The organism is Allobosea sp. GW822-FHT05A11, assembly GCF_058800455.1.
Genome location: NZ_JBXAMI010000003.1, coordinates 664,234 through 684,282 on the forward strand (window position 1 = coordinate 664,234; position 20,049 = coordinate 684,282).

General features: G+C 65.7%; 17 protein-coding genes. 6 read left to right on the forward strand and 11 right to left on the reverse strand.

Features of this window, described 5'->3' with window-relative positions:
* Positions 1 to 15 precede the first annotated feature (15 nt).
* Complete coding sequence (locus AC1RLU_RS12745; RefSeq protein ID WP_492795923.1) at positions 16 to 957, forward strand: alpha/beta hydrolase; 942 nt, start codon at positions 16 to 18, stop codon at positions 955 to 957.
* A 218-nt stretch (positions 958 to 1,175) separates the two neighbouring features.
* Here AC1RLU_RS12745 and AC1RLU_RS12750 read toward each other — a convergent pair whose 3' ends face one another.
* Genes AC1RLU_RS12750 through AC1RLU_RS12785 form a run of 8 tightly spaced genes read right to left on the reverse strand, consistent with a single transcriptional unit; the run spans position 1,176 to position 11,304 of the window.
* A complete protein-coding gene (locus AC1RLU_RS12750) occupies positions 1,176 to 2,333 on the reverse strand; it encodes a DSD1 family PLP-dependent enzyme (RefSeq protein ID WP_492795924.1) in 1,158 nt (385 codons plus the stop codon).
* A complete protein-coding gene (locus AC1RLU_RS12755) occupies positions 2,330 to 4,072 on the reverse strand; it encodes a hydantoinase B/oxoprolinase family protein (protein ID WP_492795925.1) in 1,743 nt (580 codons plus the stop codon). The genes AC1RLU_RS12750 and AC1RLU_RS12755 overlap by 4 nt, the downstream gene beginning before the upstream one ends.
* Positions 4,069 to 6,144 carry a hydantoinase/oxoprolinase family protein gene (locus tag AC1RLU_RS12760; RefSeq protein WP_492795926.1) on the reverse strand — a complete coding sequence of 692 codons (2,076 nt, stop codon included), beginning with the start codon at positions 6,142 to 6,144 and terminating at the stop codon, positions 4,069 to 4,071. The genes AC1RLU_RS12755 and AC1RLU_RS12760 overlap by 4 nt, the downstream gene beginning before the upstream one ends.
* Positions 6,131 to 7,003, reverse strand: coding sequence for an ABC transporter ATP-binding protein (locus tag AC1RLU_RS12765; RefSeq protein WP_113586156.1), 873 nt, complete (start codon positions 7,001 to 7,003; stop codon positions 6,131 to 6,133). Before AC1RLU_RS12765 ends, AC1RLU_RS12760 begins: the two co-directional genes overlap by 14 nt.
* The gene (locus tag AC1RLU_RS12770; protein WP_492795927.1) at positions 7,000 to 7,965 is read right to left on the reverse strand and encodes an ABC transporter ATP-binding protein; all 966 of its coding nucleotides are present in this window, start codon (positions 7,963 to 7,965) and stop codon (positions 7,000 to 7,002) included. The genes AC1RLU_RS12765 and AC1RLU_RS12770 overlap by 4 nt, the downstream gene beginning before the upstream one ends.
* A complete protein-coding gene (locus tag AC1RLU_RS12775; RefSeq protein ID WP_492795929.1) occupies positions 7,962 to 8,846 on the reverse strand; it encodes an ABC transporter permease in 885 nt (294 codons plus the stop codon). Before AC1RLU_RS12775 ends, AC1RLU_RS12770 begins: the two co-directional genes overlap by 4 nt.
* Positions 8,843 to 9,787 carry an ABC transporter permease gene (locus tag AC1RLU_RS12780; protein WP_061970805.1) on the reverse strand — a complete coding sequence of 315 codons (945 nt, stop codon included), beginning with the start codon at positions 9,785 to 9,787 and terminating at the stop codon, positions 8,843 to 8,845. Before AC1RLU_RS12780 ends, AC1RLU_RS12775 begins: the two co-directional genes overlap by 4 nt.
* Positions 9,788 to 9,801: 14 nt before the next feature.
* Positions 9,802 to 11,304, reverse strand: a complete 1,503-nt coding sequence (locus AC1RLU_RS12785; protein WP_162766330.1) for an ABC transporter substrate-binding protein — start codon at positions 11,302 to 11,304, stop codon at positions 9,802 to 9,804.
* Between the two features lie 201 nt (positions 11,305 to 11,505).
* Here AC1RLU_RS12785 and AC1RLU_RS12790 point away from each other — a divergent pair, with 201 nt between their 5' ends.
* Complete coding sequence (locus AC1RLU_RS12790; protein ID WP_492795931.1) at positions 11,506 to 12,396, forward strand: LysR family transcriptional regulator; 891 nt, start codon at positions 11,506 to 11,508, stop codon at positions 12,394 to 12,396.
* A gap of 65 nt (positions 12,397 to 12,461) precedes the next feature.
* On the opposite strand, the gene AC1RLU_RS12795 is transcribed toward AC1RLU_RS12790, so the two are convergent.
* From AC1RLU_RS12795 to AC1RLU_RS12805, 3 genes are read right to left on the reverse strand one after another with little or no spacing between them, the layout of a single operon-like run.
* On the reverse strand, positions 12,462 to 13,952 hold the full coding sequence (locus AC1RLU_RS12795) for a mannitol dehydrogenase family protein (protein ID WP_492795933.1): 1,491 nt from the start codon (positions 13,950 to 13,952) through the stop codon (positions 12,462 to 12,464).
* A gap of 30 nt (positions 13,953 to 13,982) precedes the next feature.
* The gene (locus tag AC1RLU_RS12800) at positions 13,983 to 14,960 is read right to left on the reverse strand and encodes a carbohydrate kinase family protein (protein ID WP_492795935.1); all 978 of its coding nucleotides are present in this window, start codon (positions 14,958 to 14,960) and stop codon (positions 13,983 to 13,985) included.
* 40 nt (positions 14,961 to 15,000) lie between these two features.
* Positions 15,001 to 15,981 carry a sugar-binding domain-containing protein gene (locus AC1RLU_RS12805; protein WP_492795936.1) on the reverse strand — a complete coding sequence of 327 codons (981 nt, stop codon included), beginning with the start codon at positions 15,979 to 15,981 and terminating at the stop codon, positions 15,001 to 15,003.
* Between the two features lie 188 nt (positions 15,982 to 16,169).
* Here AC1RLU_RS12805 and AC1RLU_RS12810 point away from each other — a divergent pair, with 188 nt between their 5' ends.
* From AC1RLU_RS12810 to AC1RLU_RS12825, 4 genes are read left to right on the forward strand one after another with little or no spacing between them, the layout of a single operon-like run.
* On the forward strand, positions 16,170 to 17,519 hold the full coding sequence (locus AC1RLU_RS12810; RefSeq protein ID WP_185745152.1) for an ABC transporter substrate-binding protein: 1,350 nt from the start codon (positions 16,170 to 16,172) through the stop codon (positions 17,517 to 17,519).
* A gap of 33 nt (positions 17,520 to 17,552) precedes the next feature.
* Positions 17,553 to 18,425 (forward strand): carbohydrate ABC transporter permease, encoded by an 873-nt coding sequence (locus AC1RLU_RS12815; RefSeq protein ID WP_492795939.1) that lies wholly within the window; start codon positions 17,553 to 17,555, stop codon positions 18,423 to 18,425.
* On the forward strand, positions 18,422 to 19,216 hold the full coding sequence (locus tag AC1RLU_RS12820) for a carbohydrate ABC transporter permease (protein WP_492795941.1): 795 nt from the start codon (positions 18,422 to 18,424) through the stop codon (positions 19,214 to 19,216). The genes AC1RLU_RS12815 and AC1RLU_RS12820 overlap by 4 nt, the downstream gene beginning before the upstream one ends.
* A complete protein-coding gene (locus AC1RLU_RS12825; protein ID WP_492795943.1) occupies positions 19,213 to 20,007 on the forward strand; it encodes an inositol monophosphatase family protein in 795 nt (264 codons plus the stop codon). The genes AC1RLU_RS12820 and AC1RLU_RS12825 overlap by 4 nt, the downstream gene beginning before the upstream one ends.
* The last annotated feature ends 42 nt before the right edge of the window (positions 20,008 to 20,049 follow it).

The window sequence follows — 20,049 nt, forward strand, 5'->3', positions numbered from 1 at the left end:
AAGAGGAACGCCGAAATGATTGAACATGCGATGACGGAATACAAGAAGCGGGTGAGCGAGGTTCGCGGCGGGTCGAAGGCCCGCCCGCGCGATCCGAACGAGCGCCGCGCGCAGTTCGAGGCCTATGCCGACATCTTCAAGGAGCCGTATCCGGCGAGCATCACAGTCACCAACTGGTTCATCGCCGCGCCGGGGCGCGAGATTCCGATCCGGATCTACAGCCAAAAGACCGACGAGAAGCAGCCGACGATCGTTTACTTCCATGGCGGCGGCTATATGTCCGGCAGCCTCTACACCCACGATACGGTGGTTGCGAACCTGGCGGCTGGCACCGGCGCCCAGATCGTCGCCGTCCATTATCGCCGGGCTCCGGAGAACCCCTATCCGGCTGCGGTCGATGACGGCTTCTTCACGCTGCAATGGCTCGAAAAATACGCCGATCGCTACAAGATCGACCTCGATCGCCTCGCGATCGCCGGTGACAGCGCCGGAGGCGGCCTGACCGCGGCCATCTCGATGATGTCGCGTGATCGCCAGGGGCCGAAACTGGCGATGCAGGTTCTGCTGTATCCCGGCCCGATGAACACGGATATCGAGACCGACAGCTATGTCCGGATCAACCACGATCCGCAGTTCAACAAGAACGACCTCGAATTCTATCTGAAGGCCTATCTGTCGGATAAGCTCGACACCAAGGATCCTTATGCCGTGCCGCTGCAGGCCACGAACTACGCCGATCTGCCGCCGGCCTTCATCCATGTCGCCGAGCTCGACCCGCTTTACGACGAAGGCCTGCTCTACGGCGAGCGGATGAACGCGGATGGCGCGAAGGCCGAGGTCCGCGTGGCCAAGAACCTTGAGCACAGCTTTCTGCGTGCCGTCACGGTGTCGCCCGAAGCCCGGGAAGAAGCGGCCTATCTCTACGCCACGATCAAGCGTGGCCTGAGGATCGGCTGAGCGATCTTTGGGGCGGGGGCAAGGTTTCCGCGCCGCCCGCCCCATTGCTCAATGCTGGACAGCACCTCGCGCCGCGGTCCACGGGTCGGCCCCAAATCCCGTGTCACCCCCGGATCTGGTCTTCAGCATGGCTGCGGATTTGAGCTGAATGTCCGGTTTCTGGTGATGGATCAATGTCCGCCCCTGGCGCTTGCGCCTCTTACAATACCCGATCAGCCTCAGTCAGCGCGTCCCCGAGCCTCGACCATCCATAGCGCAACCAGCTTCTCGTTCTGGACCACGTGAAGGACGTCATGCAGGTTGATGGTGGGGTCGCAGTGCGGAACAGTGCACTCGACAACCGTGCCGATCGGCAACGCAGATTGTCCTTCCGACGCAAGGACGCGGCCGAATTCGTCGCCGCACCATTCGATCCGTCCGACCAATTCTCCGTTCAGGAAGACGCGCGGCGGCGGCCCATCGAGCGCGAAGCTTTTGCTGCCGCCATCGGTAATGGCGAAGCCGAGGGAACTGTGACCAATTATCGTCACGGCGATCCGCAGCGCCGGCTTGAACTCCGGGCCGCCTCGGCCATGCATGTCGACGCTGCCATAGGCTTCATCCATGAAGACATAGGAGCCGGCCTGAATCTCGGTCAGCAAATGATCCTCGCCGTCGAGGAGATGGCTGCCGGTCCCGCCTCCCGAGACGATCTCTGGCGCCAGGCGGGCCTCCCGCAGAGCCTCGATCATCGACGCCAGCAACCTGCCCATCTCTTGATTGGCGACGCGGCGCGCGATGAAGTCGTCGATATGCTGGACACGGCCTTGATAGGCCTGGACACCGCGATAGCGCAGCCCGTGCAGCCCAGAAACGAGCCTCGCCAGTTCGACAGCCTCAACCGGCGTTGCGACGCCGCTGCGCTTCAGCCCGACATCGAGATCGACCAGCACATCGAAGGCGGTGCCGTGCCGCTGTGCTGCCTCCGCATAGGCGGTGGCGAGGTCGGCTCGGTCGACGACGACGCCGATACGCCCGCCCGCGGCGGCTGCGCGCGCCAACGCCTCGATCTTCGCAGGGCTGGCGATCGGGGCGCTGAGCAGGAGATCACGCACGCCGCCCTCGAACAGCGCAAGCAACTCGCCTGGCTTGGCGCAGCAATTGCCGAGCGCACCTGCTGCCATCTGCCTGCGCGTGATCTCGGCGCATTTGTGCGATTTCGCATGCGGTCTCAGGCTCAATCCGGCCTTCCGGCAGGTCTGGGCCATCAACGCAATATTGTGCTCGAACAGATCGAGATCGAGTACGGCGGCCGGCGTCTCCAGCCGCGCCCGGCTGCCCTCCTCGCCGACGAGATTCTTGTTGAGCGCAGCCGCGCCGAACAAGGTCCTGCTCATGTCCTCGTCTCCACAAGCGCAGCGCGGCGGTGAACCGTGGCGTCGTGATCGATGCTCACGCCGTCGGCGGCAAAGACCACGCCGTAATCGCGCACAGCGCCCTCGGACGTGACCTTGCCCTCGCGCAGGTCGTCCTCAACGCGGATGGGATCGCGGCGCAACGCATCGCCAGAACCGCCGCCACCAGCGCCGATCAGGCGGAAGACATCGCCGGCTCGCGCCGTGAAGCTCTCCATCGGCATGGTGGGCAGGCCCTGCTCCGTGCCATCCGCGCGGATCAGGACATGGGCCGAGGGCGCGCCAGGGCGGCCCCCCTCGAAACCGAAGGGCGGATGGTCGCGCCGGTCGCCACGCAGCACGAAGCGGACCGGTGCGAGGAAGCGGAACTCGCGGATGAAGGAGAGCCCGCCGCGGAACTCGCCGGGCCCACCCGTATCCGGCACGAGACCATAGCGCAGTACCTCGACCGGCATGTCGGCCTCGATCATCTCGACCGGCTGGTTGGAGAGATTGGCGGCGGGGTTGGAGATGCCCTCGATCCCGTCCTTGCCGGCGCGTGCGCCCCAGGTGCCGACCACCATCTCGTTGAGCACGAAGGGCCGACCCTCATGCGTGCCGCCGGCGGCGAGCAGATAGGGCCCGCCCTCCGAGCCGCCGATGGCGCGCTCCGGCACGATTTGCGCCAGTGCCTGCATGATCGCATCGAAGACGCGATAGCCGACGACGCCGCGGGCCCCGCAGGCAGCCGGATAGCGCGGATTGACAAGGCAGCCCTCCGGCGCCCTGACCGTGATCGGCCTGAGATAGCCCTCGCAATTCGGGATGTCCTGCTGCGACAGGCAGCGTATGGCGCAGAAGGAAGCCGATTCCGGCAGCGAGATCGGGCAGTTGATCGAGGCCGCGACCTGGTCGGCCGTTCCGGCGAAATCGATGTCGATCGTGTCGTCCGCCACCGTGACGGTCGCGACGATCGGCAGCGGCTCAGGATTCTCGCCGACGCCGTCGATGTAATCGGTCGCGCGGTAGACGCCGTTCGGCAGGGCGCGGATGACCTCGCGCATCATCGCCTCGGCATGGTCGTGCAGCGCGTCGATATAGGTGTCGAGAATCCCGGCCCCATACCGGGCGACGAGCGTCTTCAACCCTTCCTCGGCTACATTGCAGGCGGCGATCTGGGCGCGGATGTCGCCGAGCACCTCGACCGGCGAGCGCGTGTTCGCCTCGAGGATGCGGAACACCGCTTCGACCGGTTCGCCCGCGTCGTAGAGCCTGAGCAGCGGGATGCGCAAACCTTCCTGCTGGATCTCCGTCGCGTAGATCGCGACGCTGCCGGGCACGATGCCGCCGAGATCGGTGTGATGCGCCACCGTCGCGGCAAAGCCCGAAAGCCGGCCGCCGACGAAGATCGGCTTCAGGATGTAGATATCCGGCAGATGCTGGCCACCCGAACCATAGGGATCGTTGGCGATCAGGATGTCGCCCGGTTTCAGGCCGTCGCCATAGCGCTCGCGGACGAAGCCCATGATCCGCGGGAAGGAGCAGAGCTGGATCGGCAAGGTCAGGCCCTGCGCGATCACCCGGCCCTGTGCATCGCAGAGCGCGGTGGAATAATCCATGATGTCGCGCACGACGGGCGAGTAGGCAGAGCGCATCACGATCAGCGCCATCTCGTCGGCGGTCGAGGCCAGCGCGTTGCGGATGACTTCGAGGGTGATCGGATCGATCTCGCGCGTGCTCATGCAGCCTCCAGAGCGATGTCGATATTGCCGGCCTCGTCGAGCCTGGCGCTCTGGCCGGGTCCGACCACGCAGGTGCAGTCGTATTCCTCGATGACGAAGGGGCCGCGCCGCGCCGTGCCGTCGAGATCGGTCCGGCCGATCACGGCGATGGCCGCAGCCGGCGCGCCTGCAGCGAAGGAGACCGGCCGGTCGATCCGGCGCATCGGCGCTTCCCCGGCGAATTGCTGGGGCGGGGCGACCAGCGGCAGACGCACCGTCAGGCGGGCATTGACGAGATGGACCGCGTCCTTCTGCGAGCGATGGCCGTATGTGCGCTCGTGCTCGCGGTGGAACAGCTCGCTGAGCTCGGCGATGTCGAAGCGCCTCGCCGGCACGGTCAGTTCATAGGCCTGGCCGACATAACGCAGGTCGGCGGCATAGCGGAACTCTGCCTGCCCGAGATCATAGCCTTCGAGCGCGAGCATGCGGCTGGCATCGGCGCCGAGCGCGGCGAAGAGCTGCTCCAGCCCGGCATCGTCGAGCTCGCCCGCCCGCCGTCGCGAGGGCCGCACGAACTCCTGCTCGACATCGGAGCGCAGCAGGCCGAGCGCGCTGAAGACACCGGCGGCGCGCGGGACGATGACACGGCGGATGCCGAGCGCGCGCGCGACCTCGGCCGCGACCACCGGGCCATTGCCGCCGAAGGCGACCAAAGTCGCCTGGCGCGGATCACGGCCCCGATAGGTCGAGACCGCCTTGACCGCGCGCGTCATGGTGGTGACCGCCAGCGTCAGCACGCCACGGGCCGTCTGCTGGAGGTCGAGGCCGAGCGGGCGTGCGACCTGGTCGTCGAGCGCTGCGCGGCCCGCATCGGCCTGGAGCGGGAAGCTGCCGCCGGCAAGCGCGACGTCGTTGATGTAGCCCAGCGTGAGGAAAGCGTCGGTCAGCGTCGCCTGTCGGCCGCCCAGCCCATAGCAGACCGGTCCCGGATAGGCGCCGGCGCTCTGCGGGCCGACCGAGACCTGGTTCATCCGGTCGATCGCGACGATGCTGCCGCCACCGGCGCCGATCTCGGAGACGTCGATGAAGGGCATCTTGATAGGGTAGCCGCCGCCCTTGACCAGCTTGCTCGACAGGTTGATGCCGGCGCCGACCTCGTATTCGGTGGTGCGGGCCGGCTCGCCATGCTCGATCAGCGCCGCCTTGGCGGTGGTGCCGCCCATGTCGAAGGAGATGATGCTGGGCTCGTCGCTCCCGGAAACCAGCCGCGCGCAGGCGATGACGCCGGCTGCCGGGCCGGATTCGACCAGCGAGGCCGCGCGCTTCACCGCCGAACCCAGCCGCATGATGCCGCCGCCGGAATGCATCATCTCGACCTGGCAGGTGACGCCGATGGAGGCGAGCCGCGCCGTCAGCGCGCTGGCATAATTGCGCACGACCGGGCCGATATAGGCGTTCACCACCACGGTCGAGGTGCGCTCGTATTCGCGGATCTCCGGCAGGATCTCCGAGCCGCGGCAGATATAGACGCCCTCGCCGAGCTCGGCACGCAGGATGCCCTCGGCCTCGATCTCGTGCTGCGGGTTGGCATAGGCGTGGAGGAAGCTGATCGCGACGGCCTCGACGCCTTCCTCGCGGAAGCGCTGCGCCGCTGCGACGACATCCTCCCGCGAGAGCGGCACGCGCACCGCGCCATCGGGACCGAGACGCTCGCTGACCTCGAGACGCAGGCGTCGCGCCGCCAGCGGCTTCGGCTTGTCGTATTGCAGGTCGTAGAGCACGGGGATGCGCAGGCGGCGCATCTCGAGCACGTCGCGGAAGCCGGCCGTGGTGAGGAGCCCGGTGCGAGCGCCCTTGTATTCGAGGATGGCGTTGGTCGCGACCGTGGTGGCATGAACGATGCCGGTGATGCGGTCGGGCGTGGTCTGGTAATCCTCGACCAGCGCCTTCAACGCCTGAGCGATGCCGCGGCTGTAATCATCCGGGGTCGAGGGCACCTTGCGGGTCTCGATCAGCCCGTCGTCGCGCGCGACGACGACATCGGTGAAGGTGCCGCCGATGTCGATACCGATCCGGTAGCTATGCTGCGCCATGGATGTCTTCCCGGGTTTCTGGGGTCGCCACATCGGCACGGACGGGCAACGGCGTACGTCGGCCGGCGAGGCCTTTGGGCACGGCGGCGATCAAGGCTTGGGTGTAGGGGTGCTGCGGCCGGTCGAGCACGTCGAGGCAAGGGCCCTGCTCGACGATCGCGCCCTTTCGCATCACGACGATACGGCTGCACAGCGTGCGCACCAGCGCGAGATCATGGCTGATGAAGAGCAGCGTCAGCCCGAGTTCGCGGGTCAGGCGAGAGAGAAGATTGATCACCTGCGCTTGCAAGGAGACGTCGAGCGCCGAGACCGGCTCGTCGGCAATCAAAACCTCCGGCTTCATCGCCAGCGCCCGCGCGAGGCCGATGCGCTGGCGCTGCCCGCCGGAGAGTTCATGCGGCAGGCGCGGCCCGATCTCGCGGCCGAGTCCGACCAGCGTCAGCAGATCGACGATCTCGCTCTCGCGTTGCGGCTTGGGCACGCCGCGCAATGCCAGTGTCTCGCCGAGGCAGCGGGCAACGCTCTTGCGCGGGTTCAGCGCGCTGCTCGAATCCTGGAAGACCATCTGGACACGCCGGCGCCATGGCCCGGCATGGTCGCGCATCAACTCCGTCATCGACTGACCGTCGAGCAGGACCTCGCCCGAAGTCGGCTGCGCCAGCCCGACGGCGAGGCCCGCCAAGGTCGATTTGCCCGAGCCGCTTTCCCCGACGATGCCGACGACATCACCGCGCATGACATCGAGGCTGACATCGTGGAGCGCGACGAGCCGATTGTCGCGCCTGCGCAGACGATCGAGCAGCCCGCCCTGCGAGAAGGATTTCGAGACGCCGCGCAACGACAGGACCGGGCCGGTCATCGCGGCCTCCAGCAGGCAGTGCGGTGCCCGGCCTCAGTGACCAGCGCCGGCATCTGGCTGGCGCAGGGCTCGGCGGCATCGGGGCAACGCGGCGAAAACGGGCAGCCGGCCGGCAGGCGCCCAAGCCGCGGCGGCGCGCCTTCAATCGCCGTCAACGGGCCGACCGGGCCGGACAGGCTCGGCACACAGGCCTTGAGCAGGCTGGTATAGGGATGGCGCGGAGCGCGCTCGATCGCCTCGACCGGCCCATCCTCCACGACCTTGCCGCCATACATCACCACGACGCGGTCGACGATCTCGGCGACGAGCTGGAGGTTGTGCGAGATGAAGACGACGGCGAGGCCGAGCTCGCGGCGCAGTTCCGCGATCAGGTCAACGATCTGGGCCTGGACGGTGACGTCGAGGGCCGTGGTCGGCTCGTCGGCGATCAGGAGGCGCGGCCGGCAGGCGATCGCCATGGCGATCAGCGCGCGCTGGCGCATCCCGCCAGAGAATTCGTGCGGATAGGAGGCAAGGCGCCGGCCGGCATCGCGGATGCCGACGCGCTCCAGCGCTTCCGCCGCGATATGCCTGGCTTCGGCTGACGAGACGCCATGATGCGCGCGCACCACGTCGGTGATCTGGCGGCCGATAGTCAGCGCCGGATTGAGCGAACTCTGCGGGTCCTGGAAGACCATGGCGATGTCGCGTCCGCGCAGCGCCCGCATGCGCTTCTCGTCAGCGGCGAGCAGGTCCTCGCCATCGAAGACCACCCGCCCGCCGGAGACGCGCGCAGGCGCGCCGAGCAGGCGCATCACCGCCAACATGCTGAGGCTCTTGCCCGAGCCGGATTCGCCGACGATGCCGACGGCTTCACCGGGCGCGACGCAAAAGTCGACGCCGCGCACGGCCTCGACCACACCGCCATCGGCGGAGCGGAAGCCGACGCGCAGGCCCTCGACGCTGAGCAGGGCCGGGCTCATGCGACCAGCGTCCTGGCTTCGCTGCGCGGGTCGAACAGGTCGCGTACCGCATCGCCCAGCAAGTTGAAGCCGATCACGGTCAGCGAGATGGCAAGCCCCGGAAACACGGGCAGCCACCACTCGCCAGAGTAGATCGCGCTGCGGGCATCCGAGAGCATGGTGCCCCAGCTCGGCTGTGGCGGCTGCACGCCGAGGCCGACGAAGCTGATCGAGGCCTCGATGACGATGCCGATCGCGACCAGCAGCGTGCCTTGCACGATGATCGGCGAGAGGCAGTTCGGCAGCACGTCGCCAATGACGATCTGCCAGTGCGAGGCGCCCTGCAGGAAGCGGGCGCGGACATAGTCGGCCCCGGCGATGCGCTTGGCCACCGCGTAGGTGACGCGCGCGAAGACCGGAGAGAACAGGCAGCCCACGAGCGCGACGATCTTGACCTCGTTGGGCAGGAGCAACGAGCCGAGCGGCATCGGTCCGACGCCGAGGATGCCGACGATGGCGATCGCCCAGACCAGCAGCGGGATCGAGGCGACGCCGTCGACGATGCGCATCACGATCTGCTCGCCGAGGCCGCCCTTGTAGGCGGCGAAAACCCCGGCGGAGACGCCGATCAATCCGCCGATCAGCACGGCACCGATCCCGACGAAGAGCGAAGCGCGTGCGCCGAACAGGATGCGGCTGAGGATATCGCGCCCGCCTTGGTCGGTGCCGAGCCAGTGCCGCATGTCGGGCGCGGCCAGCCTGTCCTCGATATTGAGCGCGAGCGGGTCGTAAGGCGCGATCAGCGGCGCGAAAATCGCGGCGAGCACGATCAGCCCGACGATCCCGGCACCGAGCCAGCCGCTCCAGTCGAGGCCATGCAGGGCTTTGCGCAGGCTGCTCATGCCGTCGCCCTCTGGCGCGGATCGAGCACGCGGTTGATCAGGTCGGCACCGAGATTGGCGAAGACGAAGATCGCGGTGAACAGGAAGACAATGCCCTGCAGCAGCAGAAAGTCGCGTTGCGAGATCGCGTTCAAGAGCGCGCGCGACAGGCCGGGGATGTTGAAGACCTGCTCGATGATCAGCGCCCAGCCGAACATGTAGCCAAAGGACAGCGCCGCGAGGTTGACCACCGGCGGCAGCGCGTTGACCAGCGCGTAGAACACGACCTGCCGGGAGGAGAGGCCCATGGCCCGGGCGGTGCGGACATAATCGCCGCGCAAGGTCTCCTGCAGGCTCGCCTGCGTCATCCGCGCCAGCACGGCAATGTAGTAGACCGCGAGGGAGAGCGAGGGCATCAGGATACTCTGCAGATGCAGCGACAGGCCGGCCGAAAGCGGGACATAGCCGCCCGGCGGCAGCAGGCGCAGATCGACCGCGAGGAAGCGGATCAGCACGATGCCGAGCCAGAAGGCCGGGATCGAGAGGCCGAGCACCGAGGCGAAGCGGCTCACCCGGTCGAAGGCTCCGCCCGGCTTGAGCGCGGCGAGCACGCCGATGCCGATGCCGAAGACGAGCGCGATCAGGAAGGCGAAGAGCACGATCGCCAGCGTTACCGGCAGCGCATCGACGATCTCGTTCGCGACATCGCGGCCGGTGACGAAGGACTTGCCGAAATCCCCATGCGCGACATCCCCGAGCCAGGCGACATATTGCGCCAGGAAGGGGCGGTCGAGGCCGTGTGCCTGCTCGAACTGCACGATCTGCTCGGCGGTCGCATCGGCCCCGAGCACGATCCGGGCCGGGGAGCCCGGACCGGAGCGCGTCAGCGCGAACAGCGCGAGGCCGACGAAGAGCAGCGTGCCGATCGAGGAGACGATGCGGCCTGCGACGAGGCGGAGCATGAGCGATCAGGCCCTCAGAGCTTCACTTCGCCGACGCTCATCGTCAGCGCCTGGTTCACCTTGAAGTTCTGCACGCCCTGGCGCCAGAGATTGGAGGCATGCACGAAGCCGAGCACGCCGATCGGCGCATCGCGGGCCAGGATCATCTGCATCTTGCCGTAAATGTCCTTGAGCTTGGCCTGATCGCTTTCGGCGAAGGCAGCCGACATCAATGCGTTGAGCTCGGCATTGTCGTAGCCGGTGCTCTTCGACAGGAACTGCCCGGGCATCACGGTATTGGCGATCGTATAGGTCGGCTCGCCCGGCGACATGTAGACCTGCATCGCCATCTGATGCTCGCCCCGGGCGATCTGCTGGATCAGCACCGAGAACTCGTAGACCTTGAGGTTGAGCTTGATGCCGATCTTGGCGAGCTGCGCCTGCAGGAAGATCGCCGCGTCCTTGGTGTCGAGCAGATAGGGCTCTGCCTGGATGCTGATGTCGATCTCGGCGCCGTTGGGATATTTCGACTTGGCCAGGAACTGCTTGGCTCTCTCCAGGTCGAAAGCGATTTCCTTGTCGGCCTCGGGATTGTACCACCAGCCCCGTGGTGGCGCGAGCCCGCCGGTCGGGTCGAGCAGGCCGTAATAGACCTTGTCGGCTATGGTCTTGCGATCCGTGGCGCAGGCCAGCGCCTTGCGGAAATTCACATCGTCGAACGGCGCCTTGAGATTGTTGGTGAACATCAGCAGCGAGCCGCCCAGCGTCGGCCGCGAGGCGCCAGCCACGTTCGGCATGGTCTTCAGGCGATTGAACTCGCGCGGCGGCGGGGCGCTGATGATGTCGACCTGCCCGGTCAGCAGATAGGCGACGCGCGTCGCATCCTCGGGGATCATCTTGACGACGAGCCGGTCCCAGGCCGGCAGGCCCTTGCGCCAGTAGTTCGGATTCTTCCTGAAGCTGATATAATCGTTCGGCTTCCACTCCTCGAAGACGCCGAACCCGGTCCCAACGCCGGCGGGCCTCTGCTTGAAATACTCGTCGCCATGCTCCTTGCGGGAGCCGGCGGGGAAGATGCCCATGTACTTGGTGAGGAAATAGACCCACTGCCCGTAGGGCTCGGCGAGCTCGACCTGGACCTTAAGCGGATCGAGCACGCTCACCTTCGCGATCTTGGCGAAGATCGGCCGGCGGAGCGCTTTGTTGGCGGGATCGAGGAGATAGTCGAAGGAGTATTTCACGTCCTCCGCCGTCATCTTCTTGCCGTTGTGGAAGGTGACGTCGTCGCGCAGCTCGAAAGTATACGTCTTCTGGTCGGCCGATACGGTCGGCAGGGCCTTGGCGAGCTGCGGCTTCAGCACACCGTCGACATCGTATTCGACCAGATTCTCGAACACGGTCTGGCCGAGCACCATGGCATCGTGATTGAGCTGATTTATCGGATCGATGGTGATTGGATTGCTCGGCAGGACGATGGTCAGCGTCTTGCCGTTATTGGGCTGGGCGTGAAGCAGGCTTGCGGGCAAGAGGCTGCCCAAGGCTCCGCCTGCTGCAGTTGCGAGAAAAGCACGGCGATTTGTCGGCACGGTCAGCATCGAACTTCCCCTGTTTTATTGGCAATGCCTTGGCGGCGCCGGAAGCCGGCGCCGCGCCGAACGAGAGAAAGCTAGATCGCTGCGCCGACGATTAAAAATAGGAAGTGCTTGCTGCTTGATTGTCTTTCGCTATCGTCTTGAACGATGCGCTATACCTTCGGCCAGGCGGAAGCGTTCTACTGGGTGGCCCGGCTTGGCGGTTTCCGCGCCGCGGCCCAGCACCTCAACCTGTCACAGCCGACGGTCAGCCTGCGCATCAAGGAGCTGGAGCGCATCCTCGGCGGAGAGCTCTTCGACCGCTCGCTCTACCGTCCGGCGCCGACGACGCTCGGCAATGCGATCTATGCCGATACCGAGCGCATGCTTGCCCATGCCGAGCAGGTGCAGCGTCACAGCAAGGACGGCCTGCGCGGCAGGAGTCTCCTGCGGATCGGCGCCGCCGATTCCTTCGCAGCCGCGATCCTGCCCGATCTGCTTGCCCAGCTGGCGCGCCGCCATGCCGAATTGCAGGTCGACGTCACCGTCGACTTCAGCACCAAGCTTGAACAGCTCCTGCTCGATCGCTCGATCGACATCGCCTTCCTCTCGCAGCCGCGCGCCCATGAAGGGGTCACCATCGTCCCGCTCTGGCTGATCGATCTGGTCTGGGTGATCGGCGAGGGCCTTCCCTTCAGCGGCAATATCGCGACGCCGGAGAAGCTGGTCGACTTGCCGATCTTTACCAACAGCTCGCCGTCGGGCCTGTTCACGACCATCCAAATGTGGTTCGGCGCGCACGGGCTGAAGCCGCGTCGGCTGAATACGTGCAATCCGCTGACGGTGATAGCTCGTCTCGCGAGCGCCGGCACCGGCGCGGCGATGATCCCGCGCGAGATGATCCATCTCTCGGGAGAGAAACTGGCACTACGCGTGCTGGAAGCGCGCCCGGCGATCCCATCGCACAATCTATGTGCGATGTGGTGGAACAACGAATCTGCCGATGAATGCAGTTACCTCGTTAACCTCGCTGCCGATATCGCGAAGATCGGGCGGTAACGGGTCCCTCGGTATATAAGTGTCCGCTTCCTGGCAGAGCTTGAATGTCAGCTTGTGGCGCGCCCCTACCCTTGTCGACGTGAGGCCAAACGCTCGGCCTCATCGAGGGTATGATGGGTCCCGAGATTGTACAACGATGCCAACCAGCGATGCGTAGCCTCGACGAGAAGAGGGTTGTCGCCCAACTCGCCGAACAACGACCGCTCAGAAAGAAGCGGCCGAGGATCGCAGCCCCCCTCGATCGCTCTCTCGCGCAGAATCTCAGCAATGGGATGCGAAACCTGGATAGGCTTCCCCTGCTCACCCGTTCCGCGAACGCGACGCAGCCAAGCCGCGAGAGCCAGTGCGAGGAACGTCACATCGCCGCCGGACTGCAATCTGTCGCGGATCGGATCGACGAGGTAGTTCAAGGGCGCATCGGTATTGACGCGCTGCACGGTGTCCCGAATGGCCGGATTGGCGAAGCGTTCGATGAGCCGCGCCTTGTAGGCCGCCAGATCGACGCCCGGAATGTCCGGCAATGTCGGTCCTGTTTCGCGCTCCATCAAGGCCATCATGACCGCGCGGATTCGCGAATCGGCGAGGGATTCATCGATCGTGACGTATCCAGCGAGCTGACCCAGGCCGGAAACAGCGAGATGGCTGGCGTTGAGCAATCGCAGCTTCATGAACTCGTACGGCGCGACGTCCGGCACGAACTGGGCTCCGACCTGCTCCCAGGCCGGGCGACCTGCTGGAAAGCGGTCCTCGATCACCCACTGGCTGAAGGTTTCGGATATGACGGGCCAGCGATCCGCGAGACCGTGCCGGGTGGCGAGCTCATCGATATCCGCCTGCGCCGTGACAGGCGTGATGCGATCGACCATCGTCGAGGGAAAGGCGACCTCGCGTTCGATCCACGCCGCAAGTGCATCCTCTCTCAAGCCGGCCATTGCCAGGACAGCCCTGCGGAGAACCTCCCCGTTATGCTGGATGTTGTCGCAGGTCAGCAGCGTCGGAGGTGCCGTTCCGGCATGTTTCCGCCGACGAAGCGTCTCGACGATCAGGCCGATCGCGCTGCGGGGATTGCCGGGACTTTGGAGGTCGGCGCGAATCAGCGCGTGATGGGGATCGAGCTGCTTCGTCGCCGGGTTCAGGCAATAGCCGTTTTCCGTGACCGTGAGGCTGATGATCCTGATCGCCGGGTCGTCGAGCTTCGCCAGCAGCACTTCACTTGACTGCGTGGCATCGACAAGGCCGACAAGCGAAGCGATGACCCGAGCGCGCTCCTGAACCCCCTCCCGCTCGACGAGGGTGTAGAGCGCGTCCTGCGGAGCCAGGCTTTCTCCCATGCGCCGATCATTGGGCACCAGCAGGCAGCCGAGGATTCCCCAGTCGAGCGCTTGGGGATCCTCCTCCATCAATTCCTGCGTGTATCGCGCCATATGAGCGCGATGAAAGCCGCCCAGACCGATATGAGCGATGCCTGCCTTGACCTGCGCCGGGTCGAATCGAGGACGTTCCACGGAGGGCGGTAAGACCGACAGGTTACGACGGTTCAGCGCGATGGGGGGCATGGCAGTCTCATTCTCGCGAACGGGTGGCCTCTAGCGGACGACGCCTGCGCGGACGGCATCTGCGCTGGCAGGATTTGGCGGCATCTCGGCCAGCCGCGGAGGGTCGGCTCCGCGGCGAGAGCAGGTTATCGCGGCGGCGGTCACGGCGAAGGCCAGGACCTCTGACACATGCGCGTCGTCCAGCGCGGCCACGCCTTCGCGTGACAGGAGGCCGTACTGATCCAGCCGCGCGAGCAGGGCGGCGTGGAAGCTGTCGCCCGCACCCACCGTATCCACGGTCTCGACCGGCCGACCGGTTTCGACGATGGGGGCACGGCCCGGGCGCCAGGCAACCGCGCCTTTTGCACCATGGGTGATGACGCAAAGCGCGGCGCCGGCAGCAAACCAGTTGGCCGTCACCTCGCGATGGGACATGCCGGGAAACGCGATGCCGAGATCCTCGTCGCTTGCCTTGATGATGCCGGCATTGGGGAGGAACTCGGCGAACTGCCGGCGCCAGCGCGCAAGGTCAGGGATCACCGTCGGTCGCAGGTTGGGGTCGATGGAGATCAGCCGTTCGCCCGCCTCGCGCCGGGCGAGCGCAAGATGCGCGCTCGCGACGGGCTCTACGGCCAGCGTGAAGGAGCCCATGACGATAGCGCGCGTATCCTTGTCGAGCTCTTTCGGCAGGTCGGCGACGTCGATGCTGCGATCCGCCTTGTCTTCACCATGGAACGCGTAGGCGGGTTGCCCGTCCGTGTTCTTCCCGACGACGCTGATGGTGGTCAAGCGCGCGCTTTCGACGGCGTGCCCGACGCCGATCCCCTCAGCGACGAGGCGTGAACGGATGGCGGCGCCGAATATGTCGGAGGACAACCCGCCGAAGAAGGATGTCGTCACGCCGAGCCTGGCAAGGCCGATGGCCACATTGTAGGGCGAGCCGCCGAGGACCGGCTGCGCTCGCATGGTTCCGTCGTCGATGCTCACGAACAGGTCGACGATCGCCTCGCCGCACACCAGAATGCTCATGAAGCAGCGCCTTCCGCTCGGGCGTTTGCGGCAGCGTCGATCATGGCAGCGAATCCAGCACGAACTGGGCCGTCTTCGCATCGGTCACGAGCGTGGTCGCGGCCTTGGCGCGAACGCAGGCCAAGACCGCGTCGGCGCGCGCATATCCGCCGACGGCCACGCGGTCTGGAACGATGATGAAATCTTCGTAGGAGATCGTCAGACAGCGCTCGGACAGGGAGCGGCAGATGCGTCGCCCGTCCGCGTCAAAAATGTGTCCCAGGATCTCGGCCGTCGCGCCGGCTTCGGCCGCTTCGGCGCGCGCGGTCTCGTCGAGGCTCTCGAAGACCCCCGAACCGTCCGGTTTCCAGGCCCCGACTGAGAACAGCACGCGTGTCAGCTTCTCGAACTGCGCGATGCTGTCGGCGATACCAATCTGCTCGCGCAGGGATGCGACCAGAGCCGCGTCGGCGAGCAGCAGCGGGGCATAGATCGGAAAGGTCTGGCCGCGGAAGCGCATGGCCATCGCACGGATCATCTCGGCCGGGTTATGTTCGAAATAGGTGGCACGGCTGACACCCGACAGCTGGACGATCGAGCGGCCGGGCAGTTCGCCGATCCGATCGAGGATGCGGCTGGTCGTCCGCCCCGCGACAAGGCCCACGACGTCCTCCGATGCTCCCGCCTCGACGAGGTAGGAAGCGGCGGCGGCGGCGAGTATCGCAAGCTCGGACGCCGGATCGGTGGCGGGAAGCACGATCGCGCGCCGCAAGCCCGCCTTGTGCATCAGCGCCGACGACAGGGTAAAGTCCACGTCGGCCGGCGGGCGGATATCGATGCGGACGAGCCCGGCGCTGCGCGCCTGTTCCAGCAGGCGCGATACGGCGAAGCGGCTGATCCCCAGGCGCTTGGCGATCGCCACCTTCGGCTCCTCGTCGATGTAGAAGCTGCGGGCGACTTCCAGAAGCTGGATAGTGCGGGCCGCGGATCGAGCCCCCCGCGCCCGCGGGACGCTCTCGTCTCCGATCGGCTTCTCGCTCATGACCGTCCCCGTTCCAGCATCGCGTGGCTCCCAGCTACGTCCATCGATCCTCGTTACACGATCATGTTGCGAGGCAGGAGCCACGCGATTGCGGATACCGTCTCTTCAGCCAGCTAAATTGACCGGCCTGCTCATATGTGCATACATGCGCTCAAATGGGCAAACAAGCCTTAACGCGGGAGAGAAACATGGCTTTGTCACGTCGCGAGATTCTTCTGTCCGGTGTCGTGTTCGGCATGACCGGTGTGGCGTTCGGGAGCGCTCAAGCGGCCGAATTCGCGGCCTGGGAAGCCGGGCTGAAGGGCAAGCCTGCTCGCGAGATCCGCATCCTCGCGATCTCGCATCCCGCCTCGGACGCCATGAAGGCGCTGACGCCGGAATTCGAGGCTGCGACCGGGATCAAGGTAACGTGGGAGGTCGTCGGCAGCGGCGAGATCATGTCCAAGCAGCTGCTGGCCCAAACCGCGCGCGACACCTCCTATGACGTCTATATGGTGCGCGGCACGGCGCTCGCCGAATACGAGGCCAAGCGGATGCTGGCGGATCTAGGCGACCTGCTCAAGGACAAGGACGCGACACCGGACGACTACGATTTCGAAGATATTCATGTCGCCTACCGGCAGGGCATCGGTACCGCGAAGGGCAAGACGCTCGGTATTCCCGTCGCCGGCGAGACGTTCTTCCTGTCCTATCGCAAGGACCTGTTCGAGAAATACGGCCGCAAGGCGCCCGACACGATGGACGAGCTGCTGGAAACGGCCCGCTTCTTCCAGAACAAGGAGCCGGGGCTCTATGGCATCTCGATGCGCGCCGAGACGGGGCGGACCCTCGCGTTGAGCTGGGAACTGTTCACGCCGGCCTTCGGGGCGAACGTCATCGATCAGAAGACCTGGGACGTCGCCGTCGACAGTCCCGAGACACAGCAGTCGCTGGAATATCTTCTCGCCCTTCTGTCGAACGCGCCTCCGGATATCGAAACCTATAGCTGGGATGCGGCAGTCTCCGCCTTCGCCTCCGGCAAGACGGCCATGTGGTTCGATGCCACCTCGTTGCAGCCCTGGCTCACCGACACGACGAAATCGAAGATCGTCGGCAAGGTCGGCTATGTCGCGCCGCCTTCCGGACCGAAGGGTCGCTTCGGACCGGTCGGCGGCTGGAGCCTGGGCCTTCCCGCGAACAGCCGCAACAAGGAGGCAGGCTGGGCCTTCATCGCCTGGATGACGTCGAAGCAAAAGGCGAAGGAGGTCGTCGCCAAGGGCGGCGTCCCCTCGCGTCTTTCGACCCTGACCAGCCCGGAATTCACGGCGCAGGACCCGGTGCTTGCCAAGGCGATCAAGGACAGCCTCGACGCCGCCGGCAACCTTCTCTCGATCGGGCGAAACTGGGTTCCACAGACAGCCGAGGCCAACAAGATCCAGCAGACCGCCGGCTTCTATGCGGGACAGGCGCTGCTGAAGAAGATGTCGCCGAAGGAGGCCCTGGCCGCTGCGAAGCCGGAACTGGAGCAGATCTCCGCCCGCATCAAGAAAAGCATCTGATCGTCGCAGGATGACGATGTATCGGCTCACGACATGATGAAGCGCCTGACGCCCTGGCTATGGGTGGGGCCTTCGGCTCTGCCCTTGCTGCTGCTGAGCGCCGTGCCGATCGCGCTGCTCGGCTATATCAGCCTGACCTCCTTTGAGATCGGCTACACTTGGTCGGATCGCGAGTTCGTCGGGCTCGACAACTACCGGCGCCTGCTGTCCGGCCGGGAGGTCGAGTTCTGGCCCGCCGTCAGGCTCAGCCTGATCGTCACCGTGGTCAGCGTCGTGGCCAAGACCTTGCTGGGGCTGGGCGTGGCGACGCTGCTCAGCAAGAAACTCCGTTTCTCATACGTCGCGACGACGCTGATCATCCTGCCCATGGCGGTCAACCCAGCCATCGCCGGGCTGATGTGGAAGCTGATGCTCAGCTACGATTTCGGCATCGTGAATGCCGCGGCCGAAGGCGCGTTCGGTGTGAAGATCGTCTGGCTCGGCCAGAGCTATGCCCTATTCTCGGTTCTGCTCGTCGTGGTCTGGATGCATTTCCCGCTCTCGGTGCTGATGATCCTCGCGGGCTTCCGCAACATCGCGCCAGAGCCGCTCGAAGCCGCGCGGCTCGACGGATGCAGCGACCGCCAGGTGTTCTGGCTGATCGTCGTCCCGCAGCTGCGTCCCGTGATCCTCAGCAGCAGCATCTTCCAGGCGATCCTGGCTTTCCAGGCTTTCGGGCCGATCTTCACGCTGACGGATGGCGGCCCAGGCAACGCCACAACGATCCTGCCGCTCTACGTCTACAAGACGGCGTTCACGCTAGGTTCGGTCGGGCTCGCCGCGGCGGCGGCGGTCATCCTGGTCCTGATCATCACTGCCCTGTCCGGGCTGATGGTCGCGACGGGCCGCAAGGGACAGGCGACATGACGCAGGCCCGCCCCCGCGACTATCTCTGGCTTGGCCTGGCCTGCGCCTTCGCCGCCTTTCCGGTCTTCTACATGGTGGTGACTTCGCTGAAGACGCGAGCACTGCTCTACGAGCCGGCGCGCTTCGTCTTCAGCCCTACCCTCGACAACTACCGGGCCGCGATCGTCAGCCACGGTCTCTACAAGTACATCGTCGACAGCCTGATCGTGTCGCTGTCGAATGTGGTGCTCTGCCTGACATTGGGGACGGTCGCGGCCTACGCGATCCACAAGTTCAGCTTTCCGCGCAAGGAAGCCGTGGTCTTCGGCATCCTGTCCTCGCGCATCTTTCCGTCGATCGCGCTGGTCCTGCCCTTCTACGTGCTCGGCCTGACCTTCGAGATGCTGGACACCTACGCGATCCTGATCCTGACCTTCATGGTCTTCAACCTGCCCTTCGTCGTGCTGATGATGCGCAGCTATCTCGCTGCGCTCGCGCCGGAGGTCGAGGAGGCCGCGTTGCTCGACGGCTGCAGCCGGTTCGGGGTGCTGATGAGGATCGTGCTGCCGCAGGTCCGGACGGGATTGTTCGCCACGGGGATCATGTGCTTCCTCGCCGCCTGGAACGAGTTCACTTACGCGCTCTTCTTGAGCTCCTCCAAGGTCAACATGGTTTCGACGGCGGTCGTCTTCTTCAAGACCGAGCGCGGGATCCTGTGGGGCGAGGTTTCCGCGCTCGGCGTGGTCGCTGTCCTGCCCGTCGTCATCCTCTGTTTCGTCGCCCAGAAATATCTCGTCAAAGGCATGTCGTGACCATTCATCAGCCACCCGGCAGCACCAGTCACCGCGCATTCGCGGAGCAGCTGTTTCGCGAATACGAAGACATCACCTTGCCGCTCCACGGGCGCCTGAGCGCACAGGACAAGCGCGACGGATCGGCGGTGACCGAGGCCGACCAAGCCGCCTCGGCCCACGTGCTGCGGAGGCTCGTCGCACACACGCCGGATATCGGCGTCATCTCCGAGGAAGAGGCGGAATCCTATTTGCCCGCCGCCCAACGCCAATGGGCGATCGATCCGCTCGACGGCACGGCGTCCTTCGCCCGCGGCTTGCCGGTCTGGGGACTGGGCATGGGATTGATCGACGGCGCGATACCGGTGAGCGGATATCTGCACTTCCCGGTGACGCGCCAGACCTTCATCTACGAGGATGGCCTGGCGCTGCTCAACGGCGCACCCATGCCCGCCCGGCCGGAAAGGCTCGCGGCGGACACGCTCAACATCATGATCACCGCGATCCACGACGTCATCGATGTTCGCCGGGTGGAGGGCTACCGCCTGCACAATCTCGGTTCGAACCTTTACCACCTGATGATGCTGGCTGCGGGGCGCTGCGACACCATCATCACCGGGCCCTGCTACCTCTGGGACCTGGCGCCCGCGCTACCGTTCACCCGCGCGCTCGGGCACGTCGAGCGCTACCTCGATGGGTCCCCGCTCGCCTTGGCGGATCTTCTGAAACCGGACTACGGGTTTCCGGTCAGGCAGCCGATGCTGATCGGCCCGCCTGAGATTGTCGAGGCGCTTATCTCCAAATTGACCTGACCTGCTGGAAGCAGCGCTTGTGGCGCCGCTCTCAGACCACGG

What these genes read in the sequence shown, in the direction of transcription:
- AC1RLU_RS12745 (WP_492795923.1), top strand. Translation starts at nt 16, where the DNA reads ATGATTGAACATGCGATGACGGAATACAAGAAGCGGGTGAGCGAGGTT.
- AC1RLU_RS12750 (WP_492795924.1), bottom strand. Translation starts at nt 2,333, where the DNA reads ATGAGCAGGACCTTGTTCGGCGCGGCTGCGCTCAACAAGAATCTCGTC.
- AC1RLU_RS12755 (WP_492795925.1), bottom strand. Translation starts at nt 4,072, where the DNA reads ATGAGCACGCGCGAGATCGATCCGATCACCCTCGAAGTCATCCGCAAC.
- AC1RLU_RS12760 (WP_492795926.1), bottom strand. Translation starts at nt 6,144, where the DNA reads ATGGCGCAGCATAGCTACCGGATCGGTATCGACATCGGCGGCACCTTC.
- AC1RLU_RS12765 (WP_113586156.1), bottom strand. Translation starts at nt 7,003, where the DNA reads ATGACCGGCCCGGTCCTGTCGTTGCGCGGCGTCTCGAAATCCTTCTCG.
- AC1RLU_RS12770 (WP_492795927.1), bottom strand. Translation starts at nt 7,965, where the DNA reads ATGAGCCCGGCCCTGCTCAGCGTCGAGGGCCTGCGCGTCGGCTTCCGC.
- AC1RLU_RS12775 (WP_492795929.1), bottom strand. Translation starts at nt 8,846, where the DNA reads ATGAGCAGCCTGCGCAAAGCCCTGCATGGCCTCGACTGGAGCGGCTGG.
- AC1RLU_RS12780 (WP_061970805.1), bottom strand. Translation starts at nt 9,787, where the DNA reads ATGCTCCGCCTCGTCGCAGGCCGCATCGTCTCCTCGATCGGCACGCTG.
- AC1RLU_RS12790 (WP_492795931.1), top strand. Translation starts at nt 11,506, where the DNA reads ATGCGCTATACCTTCGGCCAGGCGGAAGCGTTCTACTGGGTGGCCCGG.
- AC1RLU_RS12795 (WP_492795933.1), bottom strand. Translation starts at nt 13,952, where the DNA reads ATGCCCCCCATCGCGCTGAACCGTCGTAACCTGTCGGTCTTACCGCCC.
- AC1RLU_RS12800 (WP_492795935.1), bottom strand. Translation starts at nt 14,960, where the DNA reads ATGAGCATTCTGGTGTGCGGCGAGGCGATCGTCGACCTGTTCGTGAGC.
- AC1RLU_RS12805 (WP_492795936.1), bottom strand. Translation starts at nt 15,981, where the DNA reads ATGAGCGAGAAGCCGATCGGAGACGAGAGCGTCCCGCGGGCGCGGGGG.
- AC1RLU_RS12810 (WP_185745152.1), top strand. Translation starts at nt 16,170, where the DNA reads ATGGCTTTGTCACGTCGCGAGATTCTTCTGTCCGGTGTCGTGTTCGGC.
- AC1RLU_RS12815 (WP_492795939.1), top strand. Translation starts at nt 17,553, where the DNA reads ATGATGAAGCGCCTGACGCCCTGGCTATGGGTGGGGCCTTCGGCTCTG.
- AC1RLU_RS12820 (WP_492795941.1), top strand. Translation starts at nt 18,422, where the DNA reads ATGACGCAGGCCCGCCCCCGCGACTATCTCTGGCTTGGCCTGGCCTGC.